Origin of the sequence: Pseudidiomarina sediminum DSM 21906 (assembly GCF_000423165.1) — a bacterium.
Lineage (GTDB): Bacteria > Pseudomonadota > Gammaproteobacteria > Enterobacterales > Alteromonadaceae > Pseudidiomarina > Pseudidiomarina sediminum.
This window is the reverse complement of the sequence record NZ_KE383983.1, coordinates 340,697-365,579: the sequence shown is the minus strand read 5'-3', so window position 1 is coordinate 365,579 and position 24,883 is coordinate 340,697. Positions and strand designations below refer to the sequence as shown.

The following is a 24,883-nucleotide window of genomic DNA, read 5'->3' as shown; positions in this document are numbered from 1 at the left end:
TTCAGGCTACTGCAATGGCTTCTCAGCGCCGAAGTAACGCGCAAGAAACGCATCGATAGGCATAGGTTTCGCAATATAGAACCCCTGTAACACCACCGCAGGGTCTGCCTTCACCAAATAATCGAGTTGTGCTTGTGTCTCGACACCTTCCGCCACCAAACGTAAATTCAAGTGCCGCGCAATAGCGAAAATTGAATCGACAATGGCACGCTGCTCATCGTCATCGACCGCTTGCACAAAGCTCTTATCAATCTTGATTTCTTGCAACGGCAATTTACGCAAGTACGATAACGAGGAATAGCCGGTACCGAAGTCATCAATGGAAAACTGAATACCGAGCTTTTGCAACGCCAGCATTTTGCGCACAACATCATTCACATCTTCAACCAAGAGATTTTCAGTCACTTCAAAAATGAGTCGATGTGGGTCAACGCCACTATCGGCGAGCAACCGCTCTACACAGCTCACAAAATCGTATTTGCGGAACTGCCGCGGACTGATATTGATCGCTAACACTAGCGGCTCAGGAAGTTGTGCCAGCGCTTCGAAAGCATGCTGCATAATCCACTTGCCAAGATCGACAATCAGATCGGTTTGCTCTGCAACAGGGATAAAGTCCGCAGGTGAAATCATGCCGCGCTCATGATGCTGCCAACGCACGAGCACCTCTGCACCAAACAATCGTTGTTGCCGATCCACTTGCGGTTGCAAATAGAGCTGCAGCCCTCCCTCGGTCAACGCCCTACGTAATTCACGCTCGATATCATAGCGTTTCTCAAGCTCTAGACTATAAGAGGCATCGTACACTGCGGTTTGATTGCCCCCGGCATCTTTCGCGGTGTGGACCGCCGTTTCCGCGTGGCGAATAATAGCATCGGCGGAATCGACCTGACCTGAACAAATGACGATACCCGCACTCGCAGATATCGACACATATTCATCACGCACAACGATGGTTTCATTGATTGCCAACAACACCTGCTTCGCAAAGGCACGCGCATCTTCAAGCACGACTTGCGCATCTTGCTGCTCGGCATCCAGCACAACGGCGAATAAATCGCCTCCGAGATTAGCCACAAAACCTTGGCGGTGAATCGTGCCTAAGGTGCGAATACGTTCGGCTACGGTGGTTAAAATCACATCACCAAACTCAAAGCCTCGCACGTCATTAATTCGCTGTATGCCATCAAGATCAAAGAGCACAACGGCAGCAAACGTCTGTTCATCAAGGCGCTGAAGCATACGCGTTAGATAATCATTACAACTGAGGCGATTGGGTAGCTCCGTTAACTTATCGTAATAGGCGAGGTGCTCAATCCGAGCCTCATCTTCGACGCGCTGGGTAATGTTGAGTTTACTGGCGAGGTAGTGCGTGACCTTACCTTGCTCATCTCGCAGCGGCGAAATGGTCGCCCATTCCCGAAACTCGACGCCATCTTTACGTAGGTTGTAAAGCTCACCTTGCCAGGTTTCACCTTCGCTTAAACGCTGCCATAGCGCTTGGTAATTTTGCCGCGGCGTTCGCCCAGAGGCGAGAAAACGAGGGTTCTTACCGACCACCTCGTGAGCACTGTAGCCGGTGTTCTTCTCGAACGCTGGATTCACATACTCAACTTCACCTTTTAAGTCGGTGATCATGATACTTTCACTGGCCTGCTCGACCGCCGCAGATAGCTTACGCAGCGTGGCTTCGCGCGCACGCCGTTCTTGCAACGCCAGTTCGATATTCCGCGCTAACACGCCAAATTCATTCGGCAACTGTGTGGGCAATACGGTTGAGGTGACCTGTCCATGTGAACCAAACTCCATCACGGCATGAGCCAACTGATCTGCCGGACGAGCGACCCACCGCCGTAGCGCCCACCACAGTACGTAAAATACCGCCAAGAAAAGCAACAGTAATAAACTCAATTGTTGCCAAGGTACTGGCTCAAAACGATACCAGTTGGGTTCATGTCGATATTCAACCACTAATAAGTTGCGCTGGGCACGTTGATGAATCGAGGTACTCTCAATGATAGGCGCAACGGCAATGACATGTGCATGTTCAGGATGATACTTGACGATGGTCTTGGTCGAATTGGCGACTTCCGTCAAGTAGTCTTTGTCGAGTTCGGCTAAAAACCCCGACAACTCGCCGCTTAAGACATTCGGTTCATAGGCGGCAACAATACCACCGAAACGATCCACCAAAGCAGCGTTCATCACATTCGGGTGCACGTGAATTTCACTTAGTAATTCAGGAATGGCTATTTTTCGGTCGCTGGTGTACATGCGATTAAAGGCACCCTGCACCACCACGATACTCGAACCTAGCTCGAGTTTCGCTGTACGCAACGCGGCTTGCTGCTGCGCACTGATCATAAAGTACGCTAAACCAGCAATGACCAACAACATTGCACAAAGTAAGGGCACAGTGATTTGGACACTCAAGCGTTGCCACCAGCGGATCGTTTTCATTGTTGCGTCTCACAGCGTTGCAACGGCACAACCTGCTGAAAAATGCCTGCGCGTACTAACAACTCAGCCACTTTCGGCATATCCTTGGTCAATACGTCATCCATAGCCATGTGTTGCTCATCCGCAGGATAAAAGCTTACCCCAGCCACGGCACGTGACAGCTCTGCTTCATTGAGTTGTGTAAGCCGCTGCAAGCCCTGCCAAAACGTTGGTTCACGTTGCGCTAATGCCCGCAACGACTGCGGCCAAGCACCTTGCAATAACGCCTGCACCACGGGAGCAACTTGCGGCCAAGCGGTGTTCGCCACAATCAACACATCAACAACGGGTATCGGTGTTTCGGTGGAATCAAATAGCACGCGCGCCTGTTGCCGTAATAATTGCTGCACAAAAGGTTCATAAGTGACGATCACGTCAACCTCTTGTTCAGCAAAAGCAACAGCATGCTCGGTAGGAAGCACCGCACGGGTGGTAACCTGTGTTAGGGCGATGTTTTGATGAGCCATCCACTGCGCCAACATCGCCCGCGCTGCGGTACTATCTTCCAGACCCACGCGAACTTGTTGACCCGGCTGATAGTGCCAGCCGGGACGCGCCACAATCGCATCCCCACCGAAGGAGCGATCTACAACCATTGCGATACAATAATCACCATGGGTTAAGGTGTTGGCACCCAGCGCATTGCCCAGTGTTACGACGGCGCCCACAGCAGCTTCGTTGCCTAGCATACGCAGCACACTGATGTCCGAAACCAGCATGATAGGTTTTAAATGCGGTGGCATCCCTTCCGGTTGCAATGCCGCATAGGTGTGAACGGGGGTGGCGCCTAACCATGAGTTGCTTGCAATCACTAAGTCTGCCTGCGGACGGCCACAAGCCGTGAGCAGCACTACGAGCAAACAACTAAACATCCATCGCATCGTGTGTAAAACACTCTAAGAAAGTAAGGTCTTTAAATTTTAAGGGAAGTTTGGCAATTTTGCGATACAAAATCAGTGTATCGCCGGCATTAAGATCGCAAAAGCCCTCATCATGAGGGCTTCTAACACATTTTCACCGATACACTGACCGTTAGAACGGGATATCGTCATCGAAGTCCTGATCTGGAATGAACGGGTCATTGTTTTGCTGTTGTTGTGGTTGCTGCGCTGGGCGCTGCTGTGGCGCTTGGTTGTAGCTCTGCTGTGGCGCAGCTTGCTGACGTTGCTGACCGCCGCCTTGTCCATACTGACCACCGCCACTTTGCTGGCTTTGGAAACCGCCACCGCCTTGACCACCGCCAGGACGACCGTCGAGCATTTGTAAGTCGTTGATCACAACTTCTGTAGTGTAGCGTTCAACGCCATCTTGGCCTTGCCACTTACGCGTTTGCAAACGGCCTTCCACATAAACTTTTGAGCCTTTGTCGAGGTACTCGCCTGCAATTTCAGCAAGACGACGATAGGCAACACAACGGTGCCATTCGGTTTGCTCACGCGGTTCGCCGGTTTGCTTGTCTTTCCAGGTTTCACTGGTGGCAATCGACAAGTTGGCAATCGCTGTATTGTTTTGGGTGTAACGGATCTCAGGCTTCGCCCCAAGGTTTCCAATAAGAATAACTTTATTAATGCCGCGACTGGCCATGCCTTGCTCCTATGCTTTTGCTTGATACGACGTCAACAACGTCGTCACTTCTTGTTCGTTATAATCCGTTTTGTGTGCTTTCAAATACACGACCTGCTCGTTTTCCATCCAGCGTACTTCTTCCACGCCGGTTGCACCTGTGAGCGCATTAATCACAGTATCCGCCTCTGCGGCACTTAACGCACGCAGTTTGTAACTCACATTTTGCCACTCTGGCGGTGCTTTCATACCAAAACTCAGCAACAACCAACATACTAGCAAGATTATGCTAAAGCCGACAACGCCATTAATGCCGCTGTATTGCATGAATGCGCCGCCTAAGGCGCCGCCAACAAAAGCTCCGGCAAACTGAAAGGTCGCGTAAATACCGCTAGCACTGCCTTTACGCCCGGCCGGCGCAAAGCGCGTCAGTGCAGCTGGCAACGATGCTTCTAAAAAGTTAAAACCGATAAAAAATACGACAATAGCGAAGGTATAAATCAGCCAGGAAACATCATCTAAGCCCAACAAGGCAACCGCAACCAACACCAGCACAATAGCGATGCGGAAGAACAGCGGCTGCTTCCGACGACGTTCGGCAATAATAATCATCGGTATCATCAGCGCAAACGAGGCAATCAAAGTGGGTAAGTACAACCACGCGTGCTGCTCACTTGCTAAACCGCCCTGCATTAACTGCAAGGGTAACACGACAAAAAAAGCGGTCAGCATACAATGTAAGACAAACACCCCGACATTCAGCCGTAGTAACTGCGGGTGCCGTAAAATAGCACCAAAAGCCTCTTTGTTTGGCACCAAGTCGCCGCGCGCGGCACGGACATCAACGTTCGGCACTGCCACTAAAAACACCACTAAACCGAAAGCTGCGCTAATGGCGGTAAAGACGAAGAGCCCTGACAAGCCAATATGAGGTCCTAACGACGGTCCTAAAATCAACGCTAAGGTAAAGGCTAAACCAATACACATGCCGATCATAGCCATGACCTTCGGCCGTTGCTCGTCGCGTGTCACGTCGGCGGCTAACGCTAAAATGGCCGCGGCAATCGCGCCCATTCCTTGTAAGGCGCGCCCTACCACCACGCCGGTCAGCGTCTCAGCGTAGGCCGCCACCAGACTACCGGCGATAAAGACCAGTAACCCTCCAACAATCACCGGCCGGCGGCCAATGCGATCGGACAAAATTCCCATCGGGATCTGTAATAAGGCCTGGGTAAGTCCATAGGCGCCAATCGCTAGGCCGACCAACAAAGGGGTATAATCGGCGTAGGCTTTTCCGTAAATTGCCATGACAGGCATGATCAAAAACAGGCCGAGCATACGTAGTCCAAAGACTGCGGCCAATGCTCCCGACGCACGGCGTTCTACCGTGGTTAAACGTTGTTCGTTCGACGACGTAGGCATGGGTCTCTCATGGTTACCAAAAAAATCGCCGATGATTGTACCAGAAGGTCGTCACTGTGCGATAATACTCGTTTCATTTTTGCCAACAGAGATACAGGTTGTAATCTATGGACTTTATTGAAGTACGCGGCGCTCGCACCCATAACTTGAAAAACCTGCAGTTGACGATGCCGCGCGACAAACTGATTGTGATTACGGGCTTATCCGGCTCGGGGAAATCGTCGCTCGCATTCGATACGCTCTATGCCGAGGGGCAACGACGTTACGTTGAATCACTCTCGGCATATGCGCGTCAGTTCTTATCTCTGATGGAAAAGCCTGACGTTGACAGTATTGAAGGGTTATCTCCTGCCATTTCAATTGAGCAAAAATCGACCTCGCATAACCCGCGTTCAACAGTCGGCACTATTACCGAAATTTATGATTACTTGCGTTTAATGTTCGCCCGCGTTGGCGAACCGCGCTGCCCGACCCATAATGCACCTCTTGCGGCACAGACGGTCTCGCAGATGGTTGACCAAGTGCTGACGTTGCCGGAAGGCGAAAAGCTAATGATCTTGGCGCCGATCGTGCAAAACCGCAAAGGTGAGCACACCAAAGTATTGGATAATCTCGCAGCTCAAGGCTTTATTCGAGCTCGCATTGATGGCGAACTCTGTGACCTGAGCGATCCACCACAACTAGAACTGCAAAAAAAGCACACCATTGAAGTCGTGGTCGACCGCATTAAGGTACGTGAAGGTATTGAATTACGTCTAGCGGAGTCATTTGAGACGGCACTTGAGCTCAGTGGCGGTACCGCCATCGTGGCCCCAATGGAAAGCGATTCAAAGCTTGAAAGCATGGTGTTTTCAGCGAATTTTGCCTGTCCACATTGTGGTTACAGCATGCAAGAGCTCGAACCTCGACTGTTCTCATTTAATAACCCCGCAGGTGCCTGTAGTGCTTGTGATGGCCTCGGCATCGAACAGTTTTTCGATCCGCAGCGGGTGGTCAGCAATGACGAGCTAAGCCTTACTGGCGGCGCCATTCGAGGCTGGGACAAGCGTAACTTCTATTACTATCAGATGTTACAGTCACTGGCCAAACACTATGGCTTTGACCTCAATGCACCATTCAACAGCCTTGCCGCTGAGCATCAGCAACATGTGCTCTATGGCAGTGGCAAAGAGGAAATCAAGTTCACCTACATGAATGACCGTGGTGACCGCGTGGTGCGCTGTCACCCGTTTGAAGGCATTATCCCGAACATGCAACGGCGCTACCGTGAAACCGATTCCAGCGCCGTACGTGAAGAACTCTCGAAGTACCTAGCCTCCCAACCATGCAAAAGCTGTGGTGGCGCTCGTTTGCGCGAAGAAGCACGGCATGTCTATGTGAACAATACCACCTTGCCTGAAGTTGTAGAGCGTTCGATCGGCGATGCCTTGACGTTTTTTAGCCAACTCGAACTGGAAGGTCAGCGTGCCAAGATTGCCGAAAAAATCTTAAAAGAGATCAATGACCGACTAGGCTTCCTGGTCAACGTTGGCTTGAACTACTTAAGTCTATCGCGTAGTGCTGAAACCCTCTCTGGTGGCGAAGCACAGCGTATCCGTCTTGCTAGCCAAATTGGCGCTGGCCTAGTCGGCGTCATGTACGTGCTCGATGAGCCATCGATTGGTTTGCATCAACGCGACAACGAACGCCTACTCAGCACTCTGGAGCGCTTACGCGATTTGGGCAACACCGTCATTGTGGTTGAGCATGATGAAGATGCGATTCGCGCTGCGGATTACGTGATTGATATAGGTCCGGGTGCTGGCGTGCATGGTGGCGAAGTGGTGGCCCAAGGTACGGTTGATGATATTCTCAAAAGTGAGCGTTCGCTTACCGCTGACTATCTATCAGGCCGCAAAGCTATTGAAGTTCCGGCACAACGTCATCAAGCCGATGAACGCTGGATTAAGCTTACCGGCGCTTCAGGGAATAACCTCAAAGACGTCACCCTAGAGTTACCGATTGGTTTGATGTCCTGCATCACCGGGGTCTCCGGCTCCGGTAAATCCACCTTGGTGAACGACACCTTGTTCCGTATCGCACATCGCGATCTGAACAAAGCGACAGCCAACGAACCAGCGCCCTATCAAGCGGTCGACGGCATGCAGTTCCTTGATAAAGTGGTCGATATTGACCAGAGCCCAATTGGTCGAACGCCGCGCTCAAATCCTGCAACCTACACGGGTATTTTCACCCCGATCCGCGAACTCTTTGCTGGCACAGAGGAAGCTCGTTCGCGCGGTTACAAGCCAGGCCGCTTTAGCTTTAACGTACGTGGTGGACGCTGCGAAGCCTGCCAAGGCGATGGCGTCATTAAGGTTGAAATGCACTTCTTACCAGATGTGTATGTGCCGTGTGATGTCTGTAAAGGCAAACGCTACAACCGTGAGACGTTAGAAATCACCTATAAGGGCAAGAGTATTCACGAAGTGTTAGAGATGACCGTCGAAGACGCGCATGCGTATTTTGCTGCGATTCCTGCTATCTCACGCAAGCTGCAAACCTTGATGGACGTTGGCCTTAGTTATATTCGCCTAGGACAGTCTGCCACCACACTCTCTGGTGGTGAAGCACAGCGTGTGAAGCTGTCGCGTGAACTTTCTAAACGCGACACTGGTAAAACCTTATATATCTTGGATGAGCCAACCACAGGTCTGCATTTCCATGATATCCAGCAGTTGCTCGCGGTCTTGCATCGCCTGCGCGACCATGGCAATACCATCGTGATTATCGAGCATAACCTTGATGTCATTAAAACTGCGGACTGGATTGTCGACCTTGGTCCTGAAGGTGGTGCCGGGGGTGGTGAGATCTTGGTTGCCGGCACTCCTGAAGAAGTCGCAACTTGTGAGCGCTCACATACTGCACGTTTCTTAGCACCAATGTTGAAATAATCGTCTAAGCTGAGGGTATGACACAACATCTGATTAGCGGTGGCCAATCGATCACTGCTCCCGACAATCTCAAGCCTTTGCTGCAAGACATCTTGCAGCAAGCGCTTGGCGTCACGCGCGGCAAAGTGGCCGACTACATTCCCGCACTTGCCGAAGTTAAACCCGATTACTGCGCGCTTACGGTAGCGACCCTTGATGGCAGCGTGACGTCAGTGGGTGATGCCACCACGCCCTTCTCGATTCAATCCATTTCGAAAATTTTCGGCCTGATGCTGGCAATGGAACGTCTCGACGAAAAGCTCTGGCAACGCGTACAAATGGAGCCGTCAGGACAGCCCTTTAACTCAATCGTGCAGCTCGAGTGGGAAAAAGGTATTCCCCGTAATCCAATGATTAACGCCGGAGCTATCTTAGTCAGCGATGTTTTAGTCTCACATTATTCTGCCAGCAAGTCTGCCGTTCTCAGTATGGTGCGCGGACTTTGCGCTAGCGATAGCGTTTGTGTTGATCGTCGCGTGCACCAATCTGAAATTGAGCACGGCGCCCGCAATGCGGCGCTTGCCTATTTGATGAAGAGCTTTGGTAACCTCGAGGCTGACGTGGACGAAGTGCTTGATCACTATTTTTGGCAATGTGCTTTAACCATGAGTACCGAAGATCTGGCCCGCGCGCTCGCCTTTCTCGCCAATCGCGGTACTTGCCCCTACAGCGGTAAAGCAATTACGAGCCACCGCGATGCCCAACGTATTAATGCATTGCTAAGTACCAGCGGTATGTACGATCAATCTGGACAGTTTGCATTTACCGTCGGTTTACCCGCCAAAAGCGGTGTCGGTGGCGGCATCGTCGCGATCGTCCCCGACTATGGCGTGATTGCCGCATGGGCACCGCCTCTTAACAGCTATGGGAACTCGGCGCGTGGTATGGAAATGATTCGAAATTTAGCGAATCGTCTCGGCCTGAGTGTCTACTGACCGAACATCTGGTTGCGGAAGTAATAGAGGCTCTGCTGGCCACGGTAAGCCATAGTTCGCGAACATTTGCGCAAGTGTGCCATCATCAAGTAACGGCTTTAACACTTCTCGCCAATGTTCGGTAGTGAAGCCTTTGCGACCGTTGATAAGGGTATGTAACTGGTAGGTATTGAAAGGTTGCTCATGAATGAGTAAGCGCGGGAACCAAGTTTCATCGCTTAGTTGCACCAGATACTCATCATGCGTCATGATCACATCGAGACGACCATTCAATAGCATCATAACGTTGATTTCATGGCTTAGTGACAAGTACACGTTATGATCGTCTTCAAGTAATTGTGCGTCTGTCACGTTATCGAGAAAGGAATAGTGGTAGCCACTAATGCCGCCTAAACGCAGACCCTCTTGTTCAAAGAAACTCATATCTTGCTGATGTTGCTTACGCAAGGCCACAAAACGTTCTGCACCAAACACTATTGGCTCAGTTAATTGAATCTGAGGGAGTTGTTCACGCCAACCCCAATCGTTTGATTCAAACATCATCATATGACAACAACCGTCGACGCTGAGCGCCTTAAAACGCGCTTTTGACGGGATTTCTTTAAGCACAAAGCGGTAGCTTTGCTGACGCTCATTTAAAACTTGTAAGATATCACCGACAAGGTGTTTATCACTGTATACGGAGAAGTAAGGAGGATAGTCGTACGCCGCCACATGAACGGTCTGCGGCTGAGACGTTTCCGCAGAAAGGTAGCTAGAACTGATTATCGCAACAAAAATGACAAGATAACGCACGTTTCTCTCAACATAATAAACTTAGAAGTATCTTGTTTATCCAGCCGAATAAAGTCAAGGGAAAGATCGGTTGCGCGTTAATCGTTATTTGTTGCTGGCTGCTTGCTGCTGGTTGTTTGCTAAGAGCCACCCGAAACAGCCAATGCAAATGATTTGCTCTTGTCTTTAGGTTTTCAAACAACGAGCAGCCAGCAACAAGCAACAAAAAAGGGAGCCGAAGCTCCCTTTTCAAATGCGTCAGTGCAACGCGACGTATTAATCTAAGATCTTAGATACTACGCCTGCGCCTACTGTACGGCCACCTTCACGGATTGCGAAGCGCAAACCTTCGTCCATCGCGATTGGGTGAATCAAGTCAACAACAAATTTCAAGTTGTCGCCTGGCATTACCATTTCTACGCCTTCTGGCAATTGTACTGCACCAGTTACGTCAGTTGTACGGAAGTAGAACTGTGGACGGTAGCCTTTGAAGAATGGCGTGTGACGGCCACCTTCTTCTTTGGTCAATACGTACACTTCTGCTTCAAACTTAGTGTGTGGAGTGATTGAACCTGGCTTCGCCAATACTTGGCCACGTTGGATTTCGTCACGCTTAGTACCACGCAACAACGCACCTACGTTCTCACCTGCACGACCTTCGTCAAGCAACTTACGGAACATTTCTACACCAGTTACGGTAGTCTTCGTGGTATCTTTGATACCTACGATTTCTACTTCGTCACCTGTGCGAACGATACCGCGCTCTACACGACCAGTTACTACTGTACCACGACCTGAGATCGAGAATACGTCTTCGATTGGCATGATGAACGGCTTGTCGATATCACGCTCTGGCTCTGGGATGTAAGTATCCAAAGCTTCTGCCAATTCGATGATTTTCGCTTCCCACTGCTCTTCGCCTTCCAACGCTTTCAACGCTGAACCTTGAATTACTGGCAAGTCGTCACCTGGGAAATCGTACTCAGATAGAAGTTCACGTACTTCCATCTCTACCAATTCCAACAACTCTTCGTCGTCTACCATGTCACATTTGTTCATGAAGACTACGATGAACGGTACACCTACCTGACGTGACAACAAGATGTGCTCACGGGTTTGTGGCATTGGACCGTCAGTTGCCGCTACTACCAAGATCGCGCCGTCCATCTGAGCAGCACCAGTGATCATGTTTTTAACGTAGTCAGCGTGTCCAGGACAGTCGACGTGCGCGTAGTGACGCGTTGGCGTGTCATACTCAACGTGTGACGTTGAGATGGTGATACCACGTGCTTTTTCTTCTGGAGCGTTATCGATCGCTGCGAAGTCTTTCGCTGAACCACCGTAGGTCTTTGCCAATACAGTAGTGATTGCAGCAGTCAGAGTAGTTTTACCGTGGTCAACGTGGCCGATTGTACCTACGTTAACGTGCGGTTTCGAACGTTCAAATTTTTCTTTTGACATGACAGCCTCTCTTTGGACAACGTACGGTGGTTTTACACCAATATTAGTCAAATTTACGTAACTACGTAACCGAACGAATAAGTATGAGGGGATGCGGCCGAAGGATGGTGCTGATAGGCGGATTTGAACCGCCGACCTCACCCTTACCAAGGGTGCGCTCTACCAACTGAGCTATATCAGCACTAACAGATTTATTTGGAGCGGGTAGTGGGAATCGAACCCACATCATCAGCTTGGAAGGCTGAGGTAATAGCCATTATACGATACCCGCATGCCTTGAATCGGGCCACCTCAAACCATTCTGAACTCGCCGCATTCACTAGACAATGCAAATTGGTGGAGGGGGCAGGATTCGAACCTGCGAAGGCTGAGCCGTCAGATTTACAGTCTGATCCCTTTGGCCACTCGGGAACCCCTCCTAACAAATTTTGAGTTGGTGCCGGCAGAGAGAGTCGAACTCCCGACCTACTGATTACAAGTCAGTTGCTCTACCAGCTGAGCTATGCCGGCACCCCGGTTAGGTGGAGCGCATTCTATTGTATCGATTTTAATGATGCAATAGGAAATGCCAATTTTTTTCCTAATCCGTGACTGATTGGTTAATTTGCGAACGGATGACGCAAAATAATGGTTTCAGCACGGTCCGGACCTGTTGAAATAATGTCCACAGGCACACCCGTTAAAACTTCAATTCGCTTGATATACGCAAGCGCTTCAGTCGGTAAATCTTTATGTTCGGTAATACCGACAGTACTGGTTTCCCAACCAGGCATTGTTTCATAGACCGGCTCTACGCATTCGTAGTCTTCGGCAGCCATAGGTGGGTACTCGCTAATACTACCATCAGGTAACTTATAACCGGTACAAATTTTTAGTTCTTTCAAACCATCAAGCACATCAAGCTTGGTCAAACAGAAACCGCTTACCGAGTTAATCTGTACCGCGCGACGTGCTGCAACCGCATCGAACCAACCGGTACGACGTTTACGGCCTGTGGTAGCACCAAATTCATGCCCCTTCACGCCCAAGTGCTGACCAACATCACATTCAAGCTCAGTTGGGAACGGACCGCTGCCGACACGCGTGGTGTAAGCTTTCACAATACCCAACACGTAATCGATATAACGAGGACCAAAACCAGCGCCGGTGGAGACACCACCCGCGGTTGTGTTTGAAGACGTAACGTACGGATAGGTACCGTGGTCGATATCGAGTAACGTACCTTGTGCTCCTTCGAACATCAAGTTATCGCCAGCCTTGCGTGCATCATCAAGCAATGCAGGAATATCGGCAACCATGCCTTCAAGTTGTTTTGCCGCATCACGGCAATACGCTAACACAGCCTCAACATCGACAGCTTCAACCTTATAGTACTCGGTTAAGGTGAAGTTATGGAAAGCGACCACTTCGCGCAGCTTCTCTTCAAACAATTCAAAGTTGAACAAGTCACCGACGCGTAAACCACGGCGCGCGACTTTGTCTTCATACGCAGGGCCAATACCACGGCCGGTGGTACCAATAGCCTTGTTCCCACGTGCAACTTCACGTGCTTGGTCAAGTGCAATATGGAAAGGTAAAATCAACGGACAAGCTTCGCTAATCAGCAAACGTTCACGCACTGGAACGCCACGCTTCTCAAGCATCTCGATTTCTTCCATCAGGGCTTCTGGTGAAAGCACCACGCCGTTACCGATCACGCATTTAACGTTATCGCGCAAAATTGCAGAAGGAATCAGATGAAGAACTGTTTTCTCGCCATCGATGACGAGGGTGTGGCCAGCGTTGTGACCGCCTTGATAACGAACTGCGAATGATGCTTTATCGGTAAGGAGGTCAACAATCTTACCTTTACCTTCATCACCCCATTGTGTGCCGAGGATTACGACGTTTTTACCCATGATTAGTGCTACCAGCGTTACTGTTGAAAAAACAGGCGGCAATTTTAGCAGGTATTTGCCGCCTTCGATAGCCCAACAAAGCTAGCTTAACGCTTTTTTCAGTCGCTCATAGTCTTCAACATCGTGGTACAGGGCAAAGCCGAAACGCAAACGTCGACCGCGGTAATCGGTTTCGATACCGGCCTGCTGTAATTGCGTCGCCACGGCTTCAACCTGTTCAGCTGAAGCGAGCTCGAAGGTGAGAAAATGACCGTGATTTTGTAAGTCATTGAACAACAATGCATCCCGGTTCAGTAATGGGTGTCGTAGTTGATCGAGTTGGGTTAAAAATGCTTGTTGGAGGCGCTGAATATAAGCATGCATCTTGGCTACCGTTAACTGGTCGCGTTGCCACCACTCCAGTACGGCCAGCAGCCGATATAACGCAGAAAAATCCATTGTCGCGCCGGCAAAGCGCATCCCATCATTGGCGTAGCCAACGGTCTGCTGCTGCGGTTTTGCCAAATTCGCGAAGTCTGCAAACCAGCCAGTATACTCGGGACGCAGTGGGGTAGCTCGTGGCACACTCATAAAGCAGCAACCCTCGCCCCCCTGCAAATACTTATAACCACCGGCAACATAAAAAATTCGATCAGCAACTTTACGTAAGCTGGTCGGAATCGCCCCACAACCATGATAACCATCAATCACCACTTCGGTTGTTGCCGGAACATCCGCAAGCCAATCCTCCACCCACGGCGCGACGACCGCCGAGTTAAAAAACACTTGGCTGCAGAAAATGAGATCGAAATGCCCCTGCCCTAGCGCCGTGGTCCAACGTTCCGCGAAATCAGTAAAGGGTTCGCATGACACTCGCTCAACAGTGACGTTATGGCGCTCTTCGAGGCGCCGCACTTGCCGCGAGAAACTATGAAACTCACCATCTGTGGTTAGGATCCGCAACGGCTGACTTGGATCAAAGCAGCTGATAACGCGATAAAGTAATTCGTGCGTATTGCCAGCAAACACAAATTGTTCTGGTGCAGGGTGATCCAGCAACTCTGCTAGAAGTTGCTGTACGGCAGGCATCCGCTCACCAAAAATCGTACCCCATTTGTGGTCAACGCCCTTGGCACTGTCATCCCAATACCGCAACTGCGCTGCGCGCGTTACATCGGGCCAATAGTGATGGCTATGCGGCGCACAGTGCAGCGTATCTGGGTGTTGCGCCATAAAATGTTGGTAATGATGTTTATAAGACATAGAAAATGACCTGGTTATTCGTTATTCGTTATTCGTTATTCGTTATTCGTTATTCGTTATTCGTTATTCGTTATTCGTTATTCGTTAAGACAGCATTACCGCATCAACAACGAATACAAGTAAAGAACATATTTTATTTTGTCTTTTTTTGGTTTTTTCGAATAACGAATAACGATTAACGAAGAGCGCAGCGTTCGAATGAAGAAGAGCGAAGCATTCGAATGAAGTACAAAAAAGCCGGCGCTAGGCCGGCTCTTTTTTATTTCCCTGAAACGCGCTTCAAGTATTTGAAGAAGTCGCTGTCTGGCTCAAGCACCAGCACATCGTTGCCGCGCTCGAAACTCTTTTCGTAGGCTTGCAAACTACGCAAGAACGCATAGAACTCTGCATCCTGTTGATACACTTCAGCGTAGATACCTGCTGCTTCAGCATCACCTTGACCACGAATATCACGTGATTCACGTTCAGCATCAGCCAGCATAACCGTCACCCGCGCATCCACGTCAGCACGAATAAACTCGGCCTGCTCACGACCTTCCGAACGGTGCTCACGGGCCACTGCTTCACGCTCTGCACGCATCCGCTGGTAAATCGACTGGCTGACTTCGGTCGGCAAGTTGATTTGCATCACGCGCACGTCAATCACTTCGATACCCAACTCTTGGGCGCTGTCTGCGCCACGAATCAGCGCTTCACGCATCAAGTTATCACGCTCGCCTGAAACGATTTCTTTGATGGTACGGCTACCAAACTCAGCACGTAAACCACTATTCACACGACGGGTCAGAAGCGCTTCGGCTTGGGCTTGATTACCACCGTTGGTGGATAAGTAATAGGTCGCGAAATCAGAGATGCGCCACTTCACGTAAGTATCAACGATAAGGTCTTTCTTTTCGCTGGTAACAAAACGATCAGGGTCGCCATCTAAGGTTTTAAAACGTGCGTCCAGACGCTTAACTTGCTCAATAAATGGCAATTTAAAGTGCAGACCCGGGTCATACACGGTCGGCATACCGGTATCAGCGTCACGCTGTACCTTACCGAACTGGATCACAATGGCACGTTGGCCCTCTTTCACTACAAACAGTGATGAGAAACCGAGCAACGCCGCGACGATCACTAAAATAGCAATTAAATTTTTCATGGCTTAGTCTCGGCCTCCATTAAAACGGTCACTCGTACGGCCACTTGTCGTGGTCGTTGTTTGACGGGTCGGCTGATTACGTTGCGTCGACGACGTGTTCGAGTTCATGCTCTCATTTGACGACGAGTTCATTTGGGTATCGCTACGACGCTGCTGCTCGAGAATTTTATCCAGCGGCAAGTACATCATGTTATTGCCACCTTCAACATCAACCATCACTTTGGCAGTGTTCGCGTAAATTTTCTCAAGTGTTTCCAGATACAGACGATCACGTGTCACTTTTGGCGCAGCTTTGTACTGTGGCAGCAATTCGTTGAAACGTGCTACCTCACCCTGAGCTTTCAATACTTGCTGCTCACGATAGGCTTGCGCTTCTTGAATGATACGGCGCACTTTACCACGCGCTAGAGGTTCCACTTCACGCGCATAGGCTTCAGCTTCGCGAATAAAGCGTTGTTCATCTTCCTGTGCCGAGATAGCGTCATCGAACGCATCCTTCACTGCTTCAGGTGGACGCGCTGGCAACAAGTTGATATCGACAATTTGAATACCTAGCTGATACGGAACAATCATGTTCTCGAGCATTTCCAAGGTGTCCGCACGAACGTTTTCCCGTCCTACGGTCAGCACTTCATCCATGGTGGTATGACCGACCACATAACGCAAAGCACTGTCGGTTGCTTGTGCCAAACTATTATCGGCATTCTCAACCGCATATAAATAATCACGCGGGTTGATGACACGGTATTGCACGTCAAGCTCAACATGCACCACGTTCTCGTCTTGGGTCAGCATAAAGCCTTCCGACTGGAACTGGCGCACATTGCTTACGTCAACAGTTTCAACACTGTCGACAAACACAGGACGCCAATGTAAGCCTGACTCAACCAAATTGTGGAAGCTGCCAAAACGTAACACGACGCCGCGCTCTGCTTCTTTAACAGTATAGAAGCCGGCAATAAACCACACCACAACGAGCAGGATAGCAACGATGCCTAACCCTTTCGATGGGAAGCCACCACCACTGTTAGAAGAGCGTTGCCCTTGGTTGCCTGAGCCGCCAAGCCCAAGCTTGCTTAATAAGTTGCGTACCGCGTCGTCAAGGTTTGGAGGTCCTTGATCGCGGCCACCTTGGTTTTTCCATGGATCACGGTCATTATTATTACCGTTTCCCGGTTGATTCCAGGCCATTGATTACTCCAATTATCGTTCGAATTCGATGAGGTAGTTTAGTCGTTTCTGCGGACTATTCTACAAAGCCTTGTAAACTATCGCCATACTCTTCGGCCACTTGTTTACATAATCGCTGCCAATCGACCGCAGACATGCGTACGTTCAGCGTTAAATCTCCATTCTCACAAGGTTGCTCGCTGGTCACACTATTCAAACTATACAAGCGCCCTCGGAGTTTACCCATAGATGGCGGAATGCGTAGCGCCACCACCACCATCTCTGGCCGCAACCGCTGCTCCAAGGCTTCACGTAATAGTGCAACACCTTCGCCAGTTTGCGCAGACAACCAAACCCGAATAGGCCGTTGTTGGTCATCGTAATCAATCCGCGCCTGACCATCATCCAGCTGATCGATTTTGTTACAAATCAATAATTGCGGAACGTCGTCTGCGCCAATTTCTTCGAGCACTTCGAGCACTTGCTCGCTGTTTTCTTGCTGCCGATCGTCACTAATGTCCATCACGTGCAACAGCAAATCGGCGTCTTGCGTTTCTTGCAACGTCGCCTTAAACGCCGCCACCAACTCATGAGGGAGATGGCGAATAAATCCAACTGTATCAGCCAAAATCACCGGACCGACATCAGGAATATCCAGTTTACGTAAGGTTGGATCAAGTGTGGCAAACAATTGGTCTGCTGCATACACCTCTGACTCAGTCAGTCGATTAAATAAGGTCGATTTGCCTGCGTTGGTGTACCCCACCAACGACACGGTTGGGATTTCTGCCCGCATCCGAGCACGACGCCCCTGTTCACGTTGCTTCTGAACTTTCTCCAAACGCCCCAAAATAGACTTAATTCGACCGCGAATCAAACGACGGTCTGTCTCAAGCTGGGTTTCACCTGGACCGCGTAAACCGATACCGCCTTTTTGGCGTTCCAAGTGCGTCCATCCACGCACCAAACGCGTTGAAATGTGCCGCAGTTGGGCCAACTCGACCTGTAACTTACCTTCATGGGTACGCGCACGCTGCGCAAAAATATCCAAAATAAGCCCCGTCCGGTCAAGCACCCGACATTGGCAGAGTTTTTCTAAATTACGTTCTTGCGTTGGCGACAAGGCATGATTAAAAATAACAATGTTTGCGTCATGAATACGCACTGCGTCAGCAATTTCTTCGGCCTTACCGACACCGACAAAATAACGTGAGCTTGGGGTAGAGCGAGACGCAGTCACGACCGCCAGTGTTTCAACACCGGCGGAAGAGACTAACAATTTCAATTCGGAGAGGTCTTCCCTATCTGTTTCTGCAGGGAAATCAACGTGCACCAGGATAGCCTGTTCACCACTTTCAAACCTATCAAACAAGCTATCACTGCTCCTTCAAAAACTGGTTATCGGAATTAATCAATCGAGTCATCACCCGACGCTTCTTGCTGCGGCAGGTAATTTTGTGGAATTCGCGCTGGCACGACCGTCGAAATGGCATGCTTATACACCATTTGACTCACCGTATTTTTGAGCAAAATAACGAACTGATCGAATGATTCGATCTGCCCTTGCAGCTTGATACCGTTCACCAAGTAAATGGATACGGGTACGCGCTCCCGACGCAAAGCGTTCAAAAATGGGTCTTGTAAAGTTTGCCCTTTGGCCATCTGTCGCATCCTTTTTTTGTTATTGTTTTGAGCCCGGCAGCGTACAACAGATAACAGATGCCAGTTAGTCAACTATAGTCTAACTTTCAGCATAGGTCAGTAGTGCCAGATTCAATGTTCACATCTTTCTTAACTATAAGGGCAAAAACGCCGCTTTCAAGGTTTGAATCGTGTAAAGTTTTCAGCAGGTTGCTGGCAGTAAGCCAACACTTGTTGATGCAAATCTGGCGCTAAGCTGTCGAACCACTTCACCCCCGGCCATTTCCGCAACCAGGTTAACTGACGTTTGGCTAGTTGGCGCGTCGCAAAAATACCTTTATCCACCATGGTTGGATAGTCATCTTGACCTGCTAAGTACTGCCAGACCTGGCGATACCCAACACAGCGCAGTGCCGGTAAATCCAGATGTAAATCTCCCCGAGCGCGCAACGCTTCGACTTCCTCAATGAAGCCATGCTCAAGCATCTGTCGGAACCGCAGCGCAATTCGTTCGTGCAGCACTGCGCGCTCTTGAGGAGCGACCGCCAATTGCAGAACTGGATAGGGAAGCGCACCCGCGCGGCGTGCTGTTAATGCCGTCAAGCTTTGTCCGCTTAAGCGGTAGACTTCAAGCGCTCGAATTAACCGCTGCGGGTCGTTGGGGTGAATTCGCGCTGCGCTTTCAGGGTCGATACTTGCCAGTTGTTGATGTAACGCGGTATTCCCATCCCGTTCCAACTCAGCGGTGAGTTCCGCACGTACCTGCGCGTCCGCTTCTGGTAATTCCGACATTCCTTCCAACAACACTTTGAAATACATCATGGTGCCACCAACCAACAGCGGAATCCGTCCTGCTGCCAGAATAGCGTCAATCTCGCGTCGCGCATCTTGGGCAAATTGCGCCGCAGAGTAGCGTTCACTGGGATCACAAATGTCGATCAGCCGATGGGGCGCCTGCGCCAACTCTTCCGCAGTCGGTTTGGCCGTACCTATATCCATGCCGCGATAAATTAAGGCGGAATCAACCGAAATAATCTCAGCATTGAGCTTTTGACTCAGCTCGATTGCTAGCCCAGTTTTCCCCGCGGCCGTAGGTCCGTATAGACAGATCACATAAGGTTCGGTCATTTCAAGGGCTCCGGTAAATGTGGTAAAGGCATCGGACAACTAAATTCCGCTGCACTGGCAAAGTGTTCTTGCCAAACGCGCCACCAATGTTCCGCCTGCACCCGGCGATAGCTCGTACTCACACTATGGCGCGCAAGCCATGCCCAAAAAGCAGAATCAGGTTGCTTATCGGCCCCTAAGGAGTCGACTAATTGTTGCATGCTTTGCTGAATATCCGTATGGCGCAAGGCACTCGGAACCTGCTTCACCACACACGCCTGGCCGTCTTGTTGCACCAAAACGCCTAACTTGCCCAGTTGTTCGTGGGCCAAGGCAAGCAGTTGTTGGCTCAGTGCTTTGTCGGCAATTTTCACCGGTATCAATAAGGGCTGGCCCGCAAGACCAGTGGCATATTGGCGGATGAGCTGCTGTTGTAAATAGGCATGTTCCAAGCGCTGTAAGTCAAGTAATTGCAGTTCCGTCGTGGGCTCGTTATGGGCAATCAGAGCAAAGCGCTGGGCCACCACGGTCAACACCTCACCGTCATGCGCTGGAAGCGCCGCTGTCGATGTCTCTGCCGCATCCTTTTGCGGTAGCTGCGGTGCTGTGCCAGGAAACATTGGCGCAGGTGCTGCGGCAGCTCCGCCCTTCCCCATCACTCCAGGCAATGGCATCGCCATCCGTGGTTGTAGTTCTGCCACTTGCTGACGCAAGGTTTCAGAACTTGCTTGATAGCTATGCGATGCTTCAGGGTGAACACGATCACTTAAACAGCGCCGCACGCTTTGCAGCACAAAATCATGCATCTGCCGCGCTTGATGAAAACGTACTTCGTGCTTGGCCGGATGTACATTCACGTCAACGTCTGTTGCCGGCAGTTCCAAGTACAACACATAAGTTGGTGAACGCTCGTCGGTCAAGGTGTCGCCATAGGCTTGCCGAATGGCATGATTCAACATGCGGTCACGCATCATCCGTCCATTCACATAAAAGTACTGCGCATCAGCTTGATGACGGCAGGCTTCAGGCGGGACGACCCAGCCCCATAAACGCACATCGTGATGCGCACAGTCAATGGCCATCGCAGCGTCAGAAAAGCTCCGACCAATCACTTTGGTGATGCGAGTTAGTGCCTGTGCTTGCGTTACTGCTGGAAACTGACGAATCACCTTTTGATTGTGATTCAGGGTAATGCGAACATCGTAGCGGCTCAGAGCGATACGTTTGATCAGTTCATCAATATGAGCAAACTCAGTTTTATCGGTACGCAAAAACTTGCGCCGTGCCGGTGTATTGAAAAACAGATCTTCCACGTCAATGGTGGTGCCCGTCGGATGACTGGCAGGCGCCAACTCCGCGGTCATATCACGGCCTTCCACCCACGCACGCCACGCTTGGTTTTGCTGCTCAGGCTTGGACGTTAACGTAAGGCGTGCCACAGAACTAATACTCGCCAGCGCTTCGCCCCGAAAACCCAAGCTTTGAATGGCTTCAAGATCAGCCAAACTGGTAATTTTACTGGTAGCATGGCGGGCCAGTGCTAAAGGCAATTCATCTTTGGCAATGCCAGCGCCGTTGTCACGAATGCGCATGCGCCGCCGCCCGCCCTTTTCAATATCGATCACCAACTCGCTAGCACCGGCATCAAGGCTATTTTCAATGAGCTCTTTCACCACCGACGCCGGGCGCTCGATAACCTCGCCGGCGGCAATTTGGTTCGCCAAACTAATGGGTAATAACTGGATGGGCATAATAAGCCTACTCTGGCGTTGGAATTTCGAGCACTTGGCCGACTTGAATCACTGAGCTTTTCAGGTTGTTACGCGCTTTAATTGCGGCAACCGACGTATTATAACGCTGCGCAAGGCGCGAAAGCGACTCACCGGAACGCACCACATGGCGGCTAGCACGGTTTGAGGCAAACACGGTGCCATCGGGCGGACGTCGCAAGAAGTAGTTTCGCACCCCTTGATAGACAGCACGCGCGACCTTCTGCTGATGCTGGTTACTAAGCAACAGTTGCTCTTCGGTAGGGTTAGAAATAAAGCCGGTTTCAACCAACATGGACGGCATTGCCGTGGAGGTCAACACAGCAAGGCTGGCATGCTGTGGTTTGCTTTTATGCATACGGGTAATACGGTCGAGTTCCGAAATCACCTCTGTTGCCGCTTCATAACCACTTGCCATGGCATGATCCATACTCATCGAAACCAAGGTTTCATTGAGGAAGCTATCTTCCATTTCAACCGCTGGCACACCGCCCAACACATCGGACAAACGCTCTTTGTTCTCTAACAAACGCCCCATTTCCGTGCTGGCTCGACGATTGGATAATACCCACACCGAAGCACCTCGGGGCTGCGGGGTCACAAACGCATCGGCATGAATCGAGACGAATAAATCTGCTTGCACGCGCTCCGCTTTGCGTGGTCGCTCATTGAGGTTGATGTAATAGTCGTCTGAACGAATCAAATAGGCTTGCATGGCATCATCTTCATTGATCATTTTTGCCAGTGCGCGCGCTATTTTTAGCACAACGTCTTTCTCATAGGTGCCTTTCGGACCGATCGAGCCGGGGTCTTCGCCACCATGCCCTGCGTCAATCGCCACCGTCACTTTGCGCTCTTGCAATTCATCAGCACTCAAGGCCGCGCTATCACGCTTCAAGGATGTTCCCGGCAAGTCGATCACTAAACGATGGCCATACATATCGCGCGGCGGCAATACCTCAATAATCGGGTCTACTTTCTTATCAAGCTCCAACACAATTCGCGTACTCGACGCCTGCTTTGGTGAGCTGGTTCGGATCGTCGTAACCAACAATGAATTGGACTCAAAGCGGGACAAGTCCATGTTCAACTTGGTATTGGTAAAATCAATGACTAAGCGATAAGGGTGCGATTGATGAAGCTGGAAATAGCTATAGTCTGGCGTCTTCCCCATATCAAACACCACTCGAGTGTTATCAGGCGAAGGCCACATACGGATATTTTCAATAGAATTACTCGCCAACGCAGACGCCGAAACGCCCACCCAAAGTAGCGAGATAACGATAGCGATCAATCGTTGCATTAGAGTTTATCGAGGAGTTCCCGACCTCTTGTTGTTAGCGCACCTACGGTTACCTCACGCGCAGTTCCAGCGTATTCGATAACCATTTTTATGTCTGGCTCTGGTAGCACGCCCGCGCCGCGCTGGGGCCACTCCGCCAAGATTATTGTATGACTGTCAAGGTAATCACGAATGCCCATAAATTCAAGTTCTTCTGGGTCAGCAAGGCGATATAAATCAAAATGATGCACTTGCCACGGAGCTAAATCATAACTCTCAACCAGCGTGTAAGTGGGGCTTTTTACATTCCCTTTATGGCCTAACGCACGAATGAAGCCACGACTAAAGGTGGTTTTACCCGCTCCCAGTTCACCGTATAAATAGCAGGTTAATGGCTGCTGCGCTGCCTCTTTGCTCGCTTGCACCTGAGTTGCCAAACGTTCAGCAAAGGCAAGCATGTCGCTTTCGTCAGCTAAGAAAAAATGCTTTTCATTCATGGGTTCACTAATTTCCGTAACGGCATCATTAAATCACTAGGTAGTGTACCACGTTCGCCATCCTGCGCAGCTTGTTCTCCAGCCACAGCATGCAGCCAAGTTGCCACGGGTAGCACGGCATGATGGGCTAACTGCTGTGCAATTAAACTCCCTGCCACGCCACTGAGGACATCACCGCTACCGCCAACAGCTAACGCTGGTGTGCCACGTGTGCACAATTGCAGTTGCTCAGTCGCTGGTGCAGCAATTAAGCTTCCTGCACCTTTGAGCAAGGTATGGGCCTGATAGCGCTGTGCCAACGCACGTACGGCCGCAACCCGATCCGCATTCACCTCGCTAGCACTCAAAGCCAACAACCGCCCCGCTTCTCCTGGATGGGGCGTTAACCATAACGGCGCCGAACGTTGCGCCCAATGAGGGAACAGCGCGAGCAAATTTAATCCATCGGCATCAACAAGCAAAGGGACGGTCGCCGCAAATACTGTTGCACACAATGCGATCGCCCATTCCGACTGACCTAAACCAGGCCCCACCACAACCACATCAACGTTATGAAGTAAGGCGCTGAGTTGCTCAGGAGTTGCCACGCCGTGCACCATAAATTCCGGCTGCGCACTCGCAATTAGGGTGCGGTTATCCGCATGCGTGGCAATGCTCACTTTACCCGCGCCGCAACGTAAAGCCGCGCGCCCGGCGAGGACCATGGCCCCCGACATACCAACATCACCACCAAGCAGCAACACATGTCCGTGGCTACCTTTGTGGCTCGCGCGCGCCCGAGGCGGTAATGCCTGCTGCACATCAGCGCGACGAATACAGCGTGCAATGGGAGTTTGATGACGCGCAAACGCCTGTTGAATGCCCAAGTCAGCAAGCTCAAGGCGACCGACGTGATCCCAAGCCTGGTGACTCAACAGACCCACTTTAAGCGCCACCATGGTCACCGTCACATCTGCCTGTACGGCAATAGGGAGACAACAACCACTATCGCTATCTAAGCCACTAGGACAATCGACACTAAGCACCCAAAACTCGCGCTGCTGGCGTTGCTGGTTTAACTGTTCAATGCACGCGCAAAACGCCGACTCCAACGTGCCACGAACACCAGTTCCTAGCAACGCATCGACAACCACGTCATCAGTGTTCATTTGGTGCGCGTCAAAAGCGCTCAGAGGCAGAACTTTCCCACCTAATTGCTGCCAGGCTTGCGCTGCTTGTTGGGCGAGTTCGGATTTGGCAGGAACCGCATACACGGTAACCTGATAGCCTTTATTTTGTGCCAGACGCGCCAGCACCCAGCCATCGCCGCCATTATTCCCAGCGCCACACAAGATAATCACCCGTCGCGGTGCGGGACGCTCCTGCTCCAACACAGCTAAACAGTGTTGCGCTGCACGCTGCATCAGTTGACTCGCAGAGACCCCGACATCAGCGGCAGCTAATAACTCACTGTCGCGAATCTGTTTGGCAAAATAGAGCGCGTCGTGTCCGTCGGTCATCGTCATTC

19 protein-coding genes and 4 tRNA genes are annotated in these 24,883 nt (G+C 50.7%); 2 read left to right on the top strand and 21 right to left on the bottom strand.

The window, feature by feature from the left end:
* Nucleotides 1–6: 6 nt before the first annotated feature.
* The 4 genes from G535_RS13150 to G535_RS0106980 form a co-directional block, all read right to left on the bottom strand.
* Nucleotides 7–2,460, bottom strand: a complete 2,454-nt coding sequence (locus G535_RS13150) for a putative bifunctional diguanylate cyclase/phosphodiesterase (RefSeq protein ID WP_051207019.1) — start codon at nt 2,458–2,460, stop codon at nt 7–9.
* On the bottom strand, nt 2,457–3,371 hold the full coding sequence (locus G535_RS0106990; RefSeq protein ID WP_026861406.1) for an ABC transporter substrate-binding protein: 915 nt from the start codon (nt 3,369–3,371) through the stop codon (nt 2,457–2,459). Before G535_RS0106990 ends, G535_RS13150 begins: the two co-directional genes overlap by 4 nt.
* 160 nt (nt 3,372–3,531) lie before the next feature.
* Nucleotides 3,532–4,083 (bottom strand): single-stranded DNA-binding protein, encoded by a 552-nt coding sequence (gene ssb / locus G535_RS0106985; RefSeq protein WP_026861405.1) that lies wholly within the window; start codon nt 4,081–4,083, stop codon nt 3,532–3,534.
* Nucleotides 4,084–4,092: 9 nt separating this feature from the next.
* The gene (locus G535_RS0106980) at nt 4,093–5,484 is read right to left on the bottom strand and encodes an MFS transporter (protein WP_026861404.1); all 1,392 of its coding nucleotides are present in this window, start codon (nt 5,482–5,484) and stop codon (nt 4,093–4,095) included.
* Nucleotides 5,485–5,591: 107 nt separating this feature from the next.
* Here G535_RS0106980 and uvrA point away from each other — a divergent pair, with 107 nt between their 5' ends.
* The gene (uvrA, locus tag G535_RS0106975; protein ID WP_026861403.1) at nt 5,592–8,417 is read left to right on the top strand and encodes an excinuclease ABC subunit UvrA; all 2,826 of its coding nucleotides are present in this window, start codon (nt 5,592–5,594) and stop codon (nt 8,415–8,417) included.
* A 17-nt stretch (nt 8,418–8,434) separates the two neighbouring features.
* Entirely contained in the window at nt 8,435–9,391 is a 957-nt protein-coding gene (gene glsB, locus G535_RS0106970; protein ID WP_034727863.1) for a glutaminase B, read from the top strand.
* Here the strand turns inward: glsB and G535_RS13875 are convergent.
* From G535_RS13875 to G535_RS0106885, 17 genes are all read right to left on the bottom strand, one after another.
* A complete protein-coding gene (locus tag G535_RS13875) occupies nt 9,359–10,186 on the bottom strand; it encodes a substrate-binding periplasmic protein (protein ID WP_126775161.1) in 828 nt (275 codons plus the stop codon). The genes glsB and G535_RS13875 overlap by 33 nt on opposite strands.
* Before the next feature lie 255 nt (nt 10,187–10,441).
* Nucleotides 10,442–11,626 (bottom strand): elongation factor Tu, encoded by a 1,185-nt coding sequence (gene tuf / locus G535_RS0106960; protein ID WP_026861106.1) that lies wholly within the window; start codon nt 11,624–11,626, stop codon nt 10,442–10,444.
* A 105-nt stretch (nt 11,627–11,731) separates the two neighbouring features.
* A tRNA-Thr gene (locus G535_RS0106955) sits at nt 11,732–11,807 on the bottom strand.
* 15 nt (nt 11,808–11,822) lie between these two features.
* Nucleotides 11,823–11,897: transfer RNA gene (locus G535_RS0106950), tRNA-Gly, on the bottom strand.
* Between the two features lie 63 nt (nt 11,898–11,960).
* Nucleotides 11,961–12,045: transfer RNA gene (locus G535_RS0106945), tRNA-Tyr, on the bottom strand.
* Between the two features lie 15 nt (nt 12,046–12,060).
* Nucleotides 12,061–12,136: transfer RNA gene (locus G535_RS0106940), tRNA-Thr, on the bottom strand.
* An 89-nt stretch (nt 12,137–12,225) separates the two neighbouring features.
* Nucleotides 12,226–13,524: an adenylosuccinate synthase gene (locus G535_RS0106935; RefSeq protein WP_026861400.1), complete on the bottom strand. Its 1,299-nt coding sequence runs from the start codon at nt 13,522–13,524 to the stop codon at nt 12,226–12,228.
* 81 nt (nt 13,525–13,605) lie between these two features.
* Nucleotides 13,606–14,766, bottom strand: a complete 1,161-nt coding sequence (locus tag G535_RS0106930) for an aminotransferase class V-fold PLP-dependent enzyme (RefSeq protein ID WP_034727860.1) — start codon at nt 14,764–14,766, stop codon at nt 13,606–13,608.
* A gap of 259 nt (nt 14,767–15,025) precedes the next feature.
* Complete coding sequence (hflC, locus tag G535_RS0106925; protein ID WP_026861398.1) at nt 15,026–15,910, bottom strand: protease modulator HflC; 885 nt, start codon at nt 15,908–15,910, stop codon at nt 15,026–15,028.
* Between the two features lie 3 nt (nt 15,911–15,913).
* Complete coding sequence (gene hflK / locus G535_RS0106920) at nt 15,914–17,101, bottom strand: FtsH protease activity modulator HflK (protein WP_026861397.1); 1,188 nt, start codon at nt 17,099–17,101, stop codon at nt 15,914–15,916.
* 55 nt (nt 17,102–17,156) lie between these two features.
* Nucleotides 17,157–18,452 (bottom strand): ribosome rescue GTPase HflX, encoded by a 1,296-nt coding sequence (hflX, locus tag G535_RS0106915; protein ID WP_026861396.1) that lies wholly within the window; start codon nt 18,450–18,452, stop codon nt 17,157–17,159.
* Between the two features lie 35 nt (nt 18,453–18,487).
* A complete protein-coding gene (gene hfq / locus G535_RS0106910; RefSeq protein WP_026861395.1) occupies nt 18,488–18,742 on the bottom strand; it encodes an RNA chaperone Hfq in 255 nt (84 codons plus the stop codon).
* Between the two features lie 156 nt (nt 18,743–18,898).
* Complete coding sequence (miaA, locus tag G535_RS0106905; protein ID WP_034727857.1) at nt 18,899–19,849, bottom strand: tRNA (adenosine(37)-N6)-dimethylallyltransferase MiaA; 951 nt, start codon at nt 19,847–19,849, stop codon at nt 18,899–18,901.
* On the bottom strand, nt 19,846–21,579 hold the full coding sequence (mutL, locus tag G535_RS0106900; protein WP_026861393.1) for a DNA mismatch repair endonuclease MutL: 1,734 nt from the start codon (nt 21,577–21,579) through the stop codon (nt 19,846–19,848). The genes miaA and mutL overlap by 4 nt, the downstream gene beginning before the upstream one ends.
* A gap of 7 nt (nt 21,580–21,586) precedes the next feature.
* Nucleotides 21,587–22,900 carry an N-acetylmuramoyl-L-alanine amidase gene (locus G535_RS0106895; RefSeq protein WP_026861392.1) on the bottom strand — a complete coding sequence of 438 codons (1,314 nt, stop codon included), beginning with the start codon at nt 22,898–22,900 and terminating at the stop codon, nt 21,587–21,589.
* Nucleotides 22,900–23,376, bottom strand: coding sequence for a tRNA (adenosine(37)-N6)-threonylcarbamoyltransferase complex ATPase subunit type 1 TsaE (gene tsaE / locus G535_RS0106890; RefSeq protein ID WP_026861391.1), 477 nt, complete (start codon nt 23,374–23,376; stop codon nt 22,900–22,902). Before tsaE ends, G535_RS0106895 begins: the two co-directional genes overlap by 1 nt.
* Nucleotides 23,373–24,875, bottom strand: coding sequence for a bifunctional ADP-dependent NAD(P)H-hydrate dehydratase/NAD(P)H-hydrate epimerase (locus tag G535_RS0106885; RefSeq protein ID WP_051207017.1), 1,503 nt, complete (start codon nt 24,873–24,875; stop codon nt 23,373–23,375). Before G535_RS0106885 ends, tsaE begins: the two co-directional genes overlap by 4 nt.
* Between the last annotated feature and the right edge of the window lie 8 nt (nt 24,876–24,883).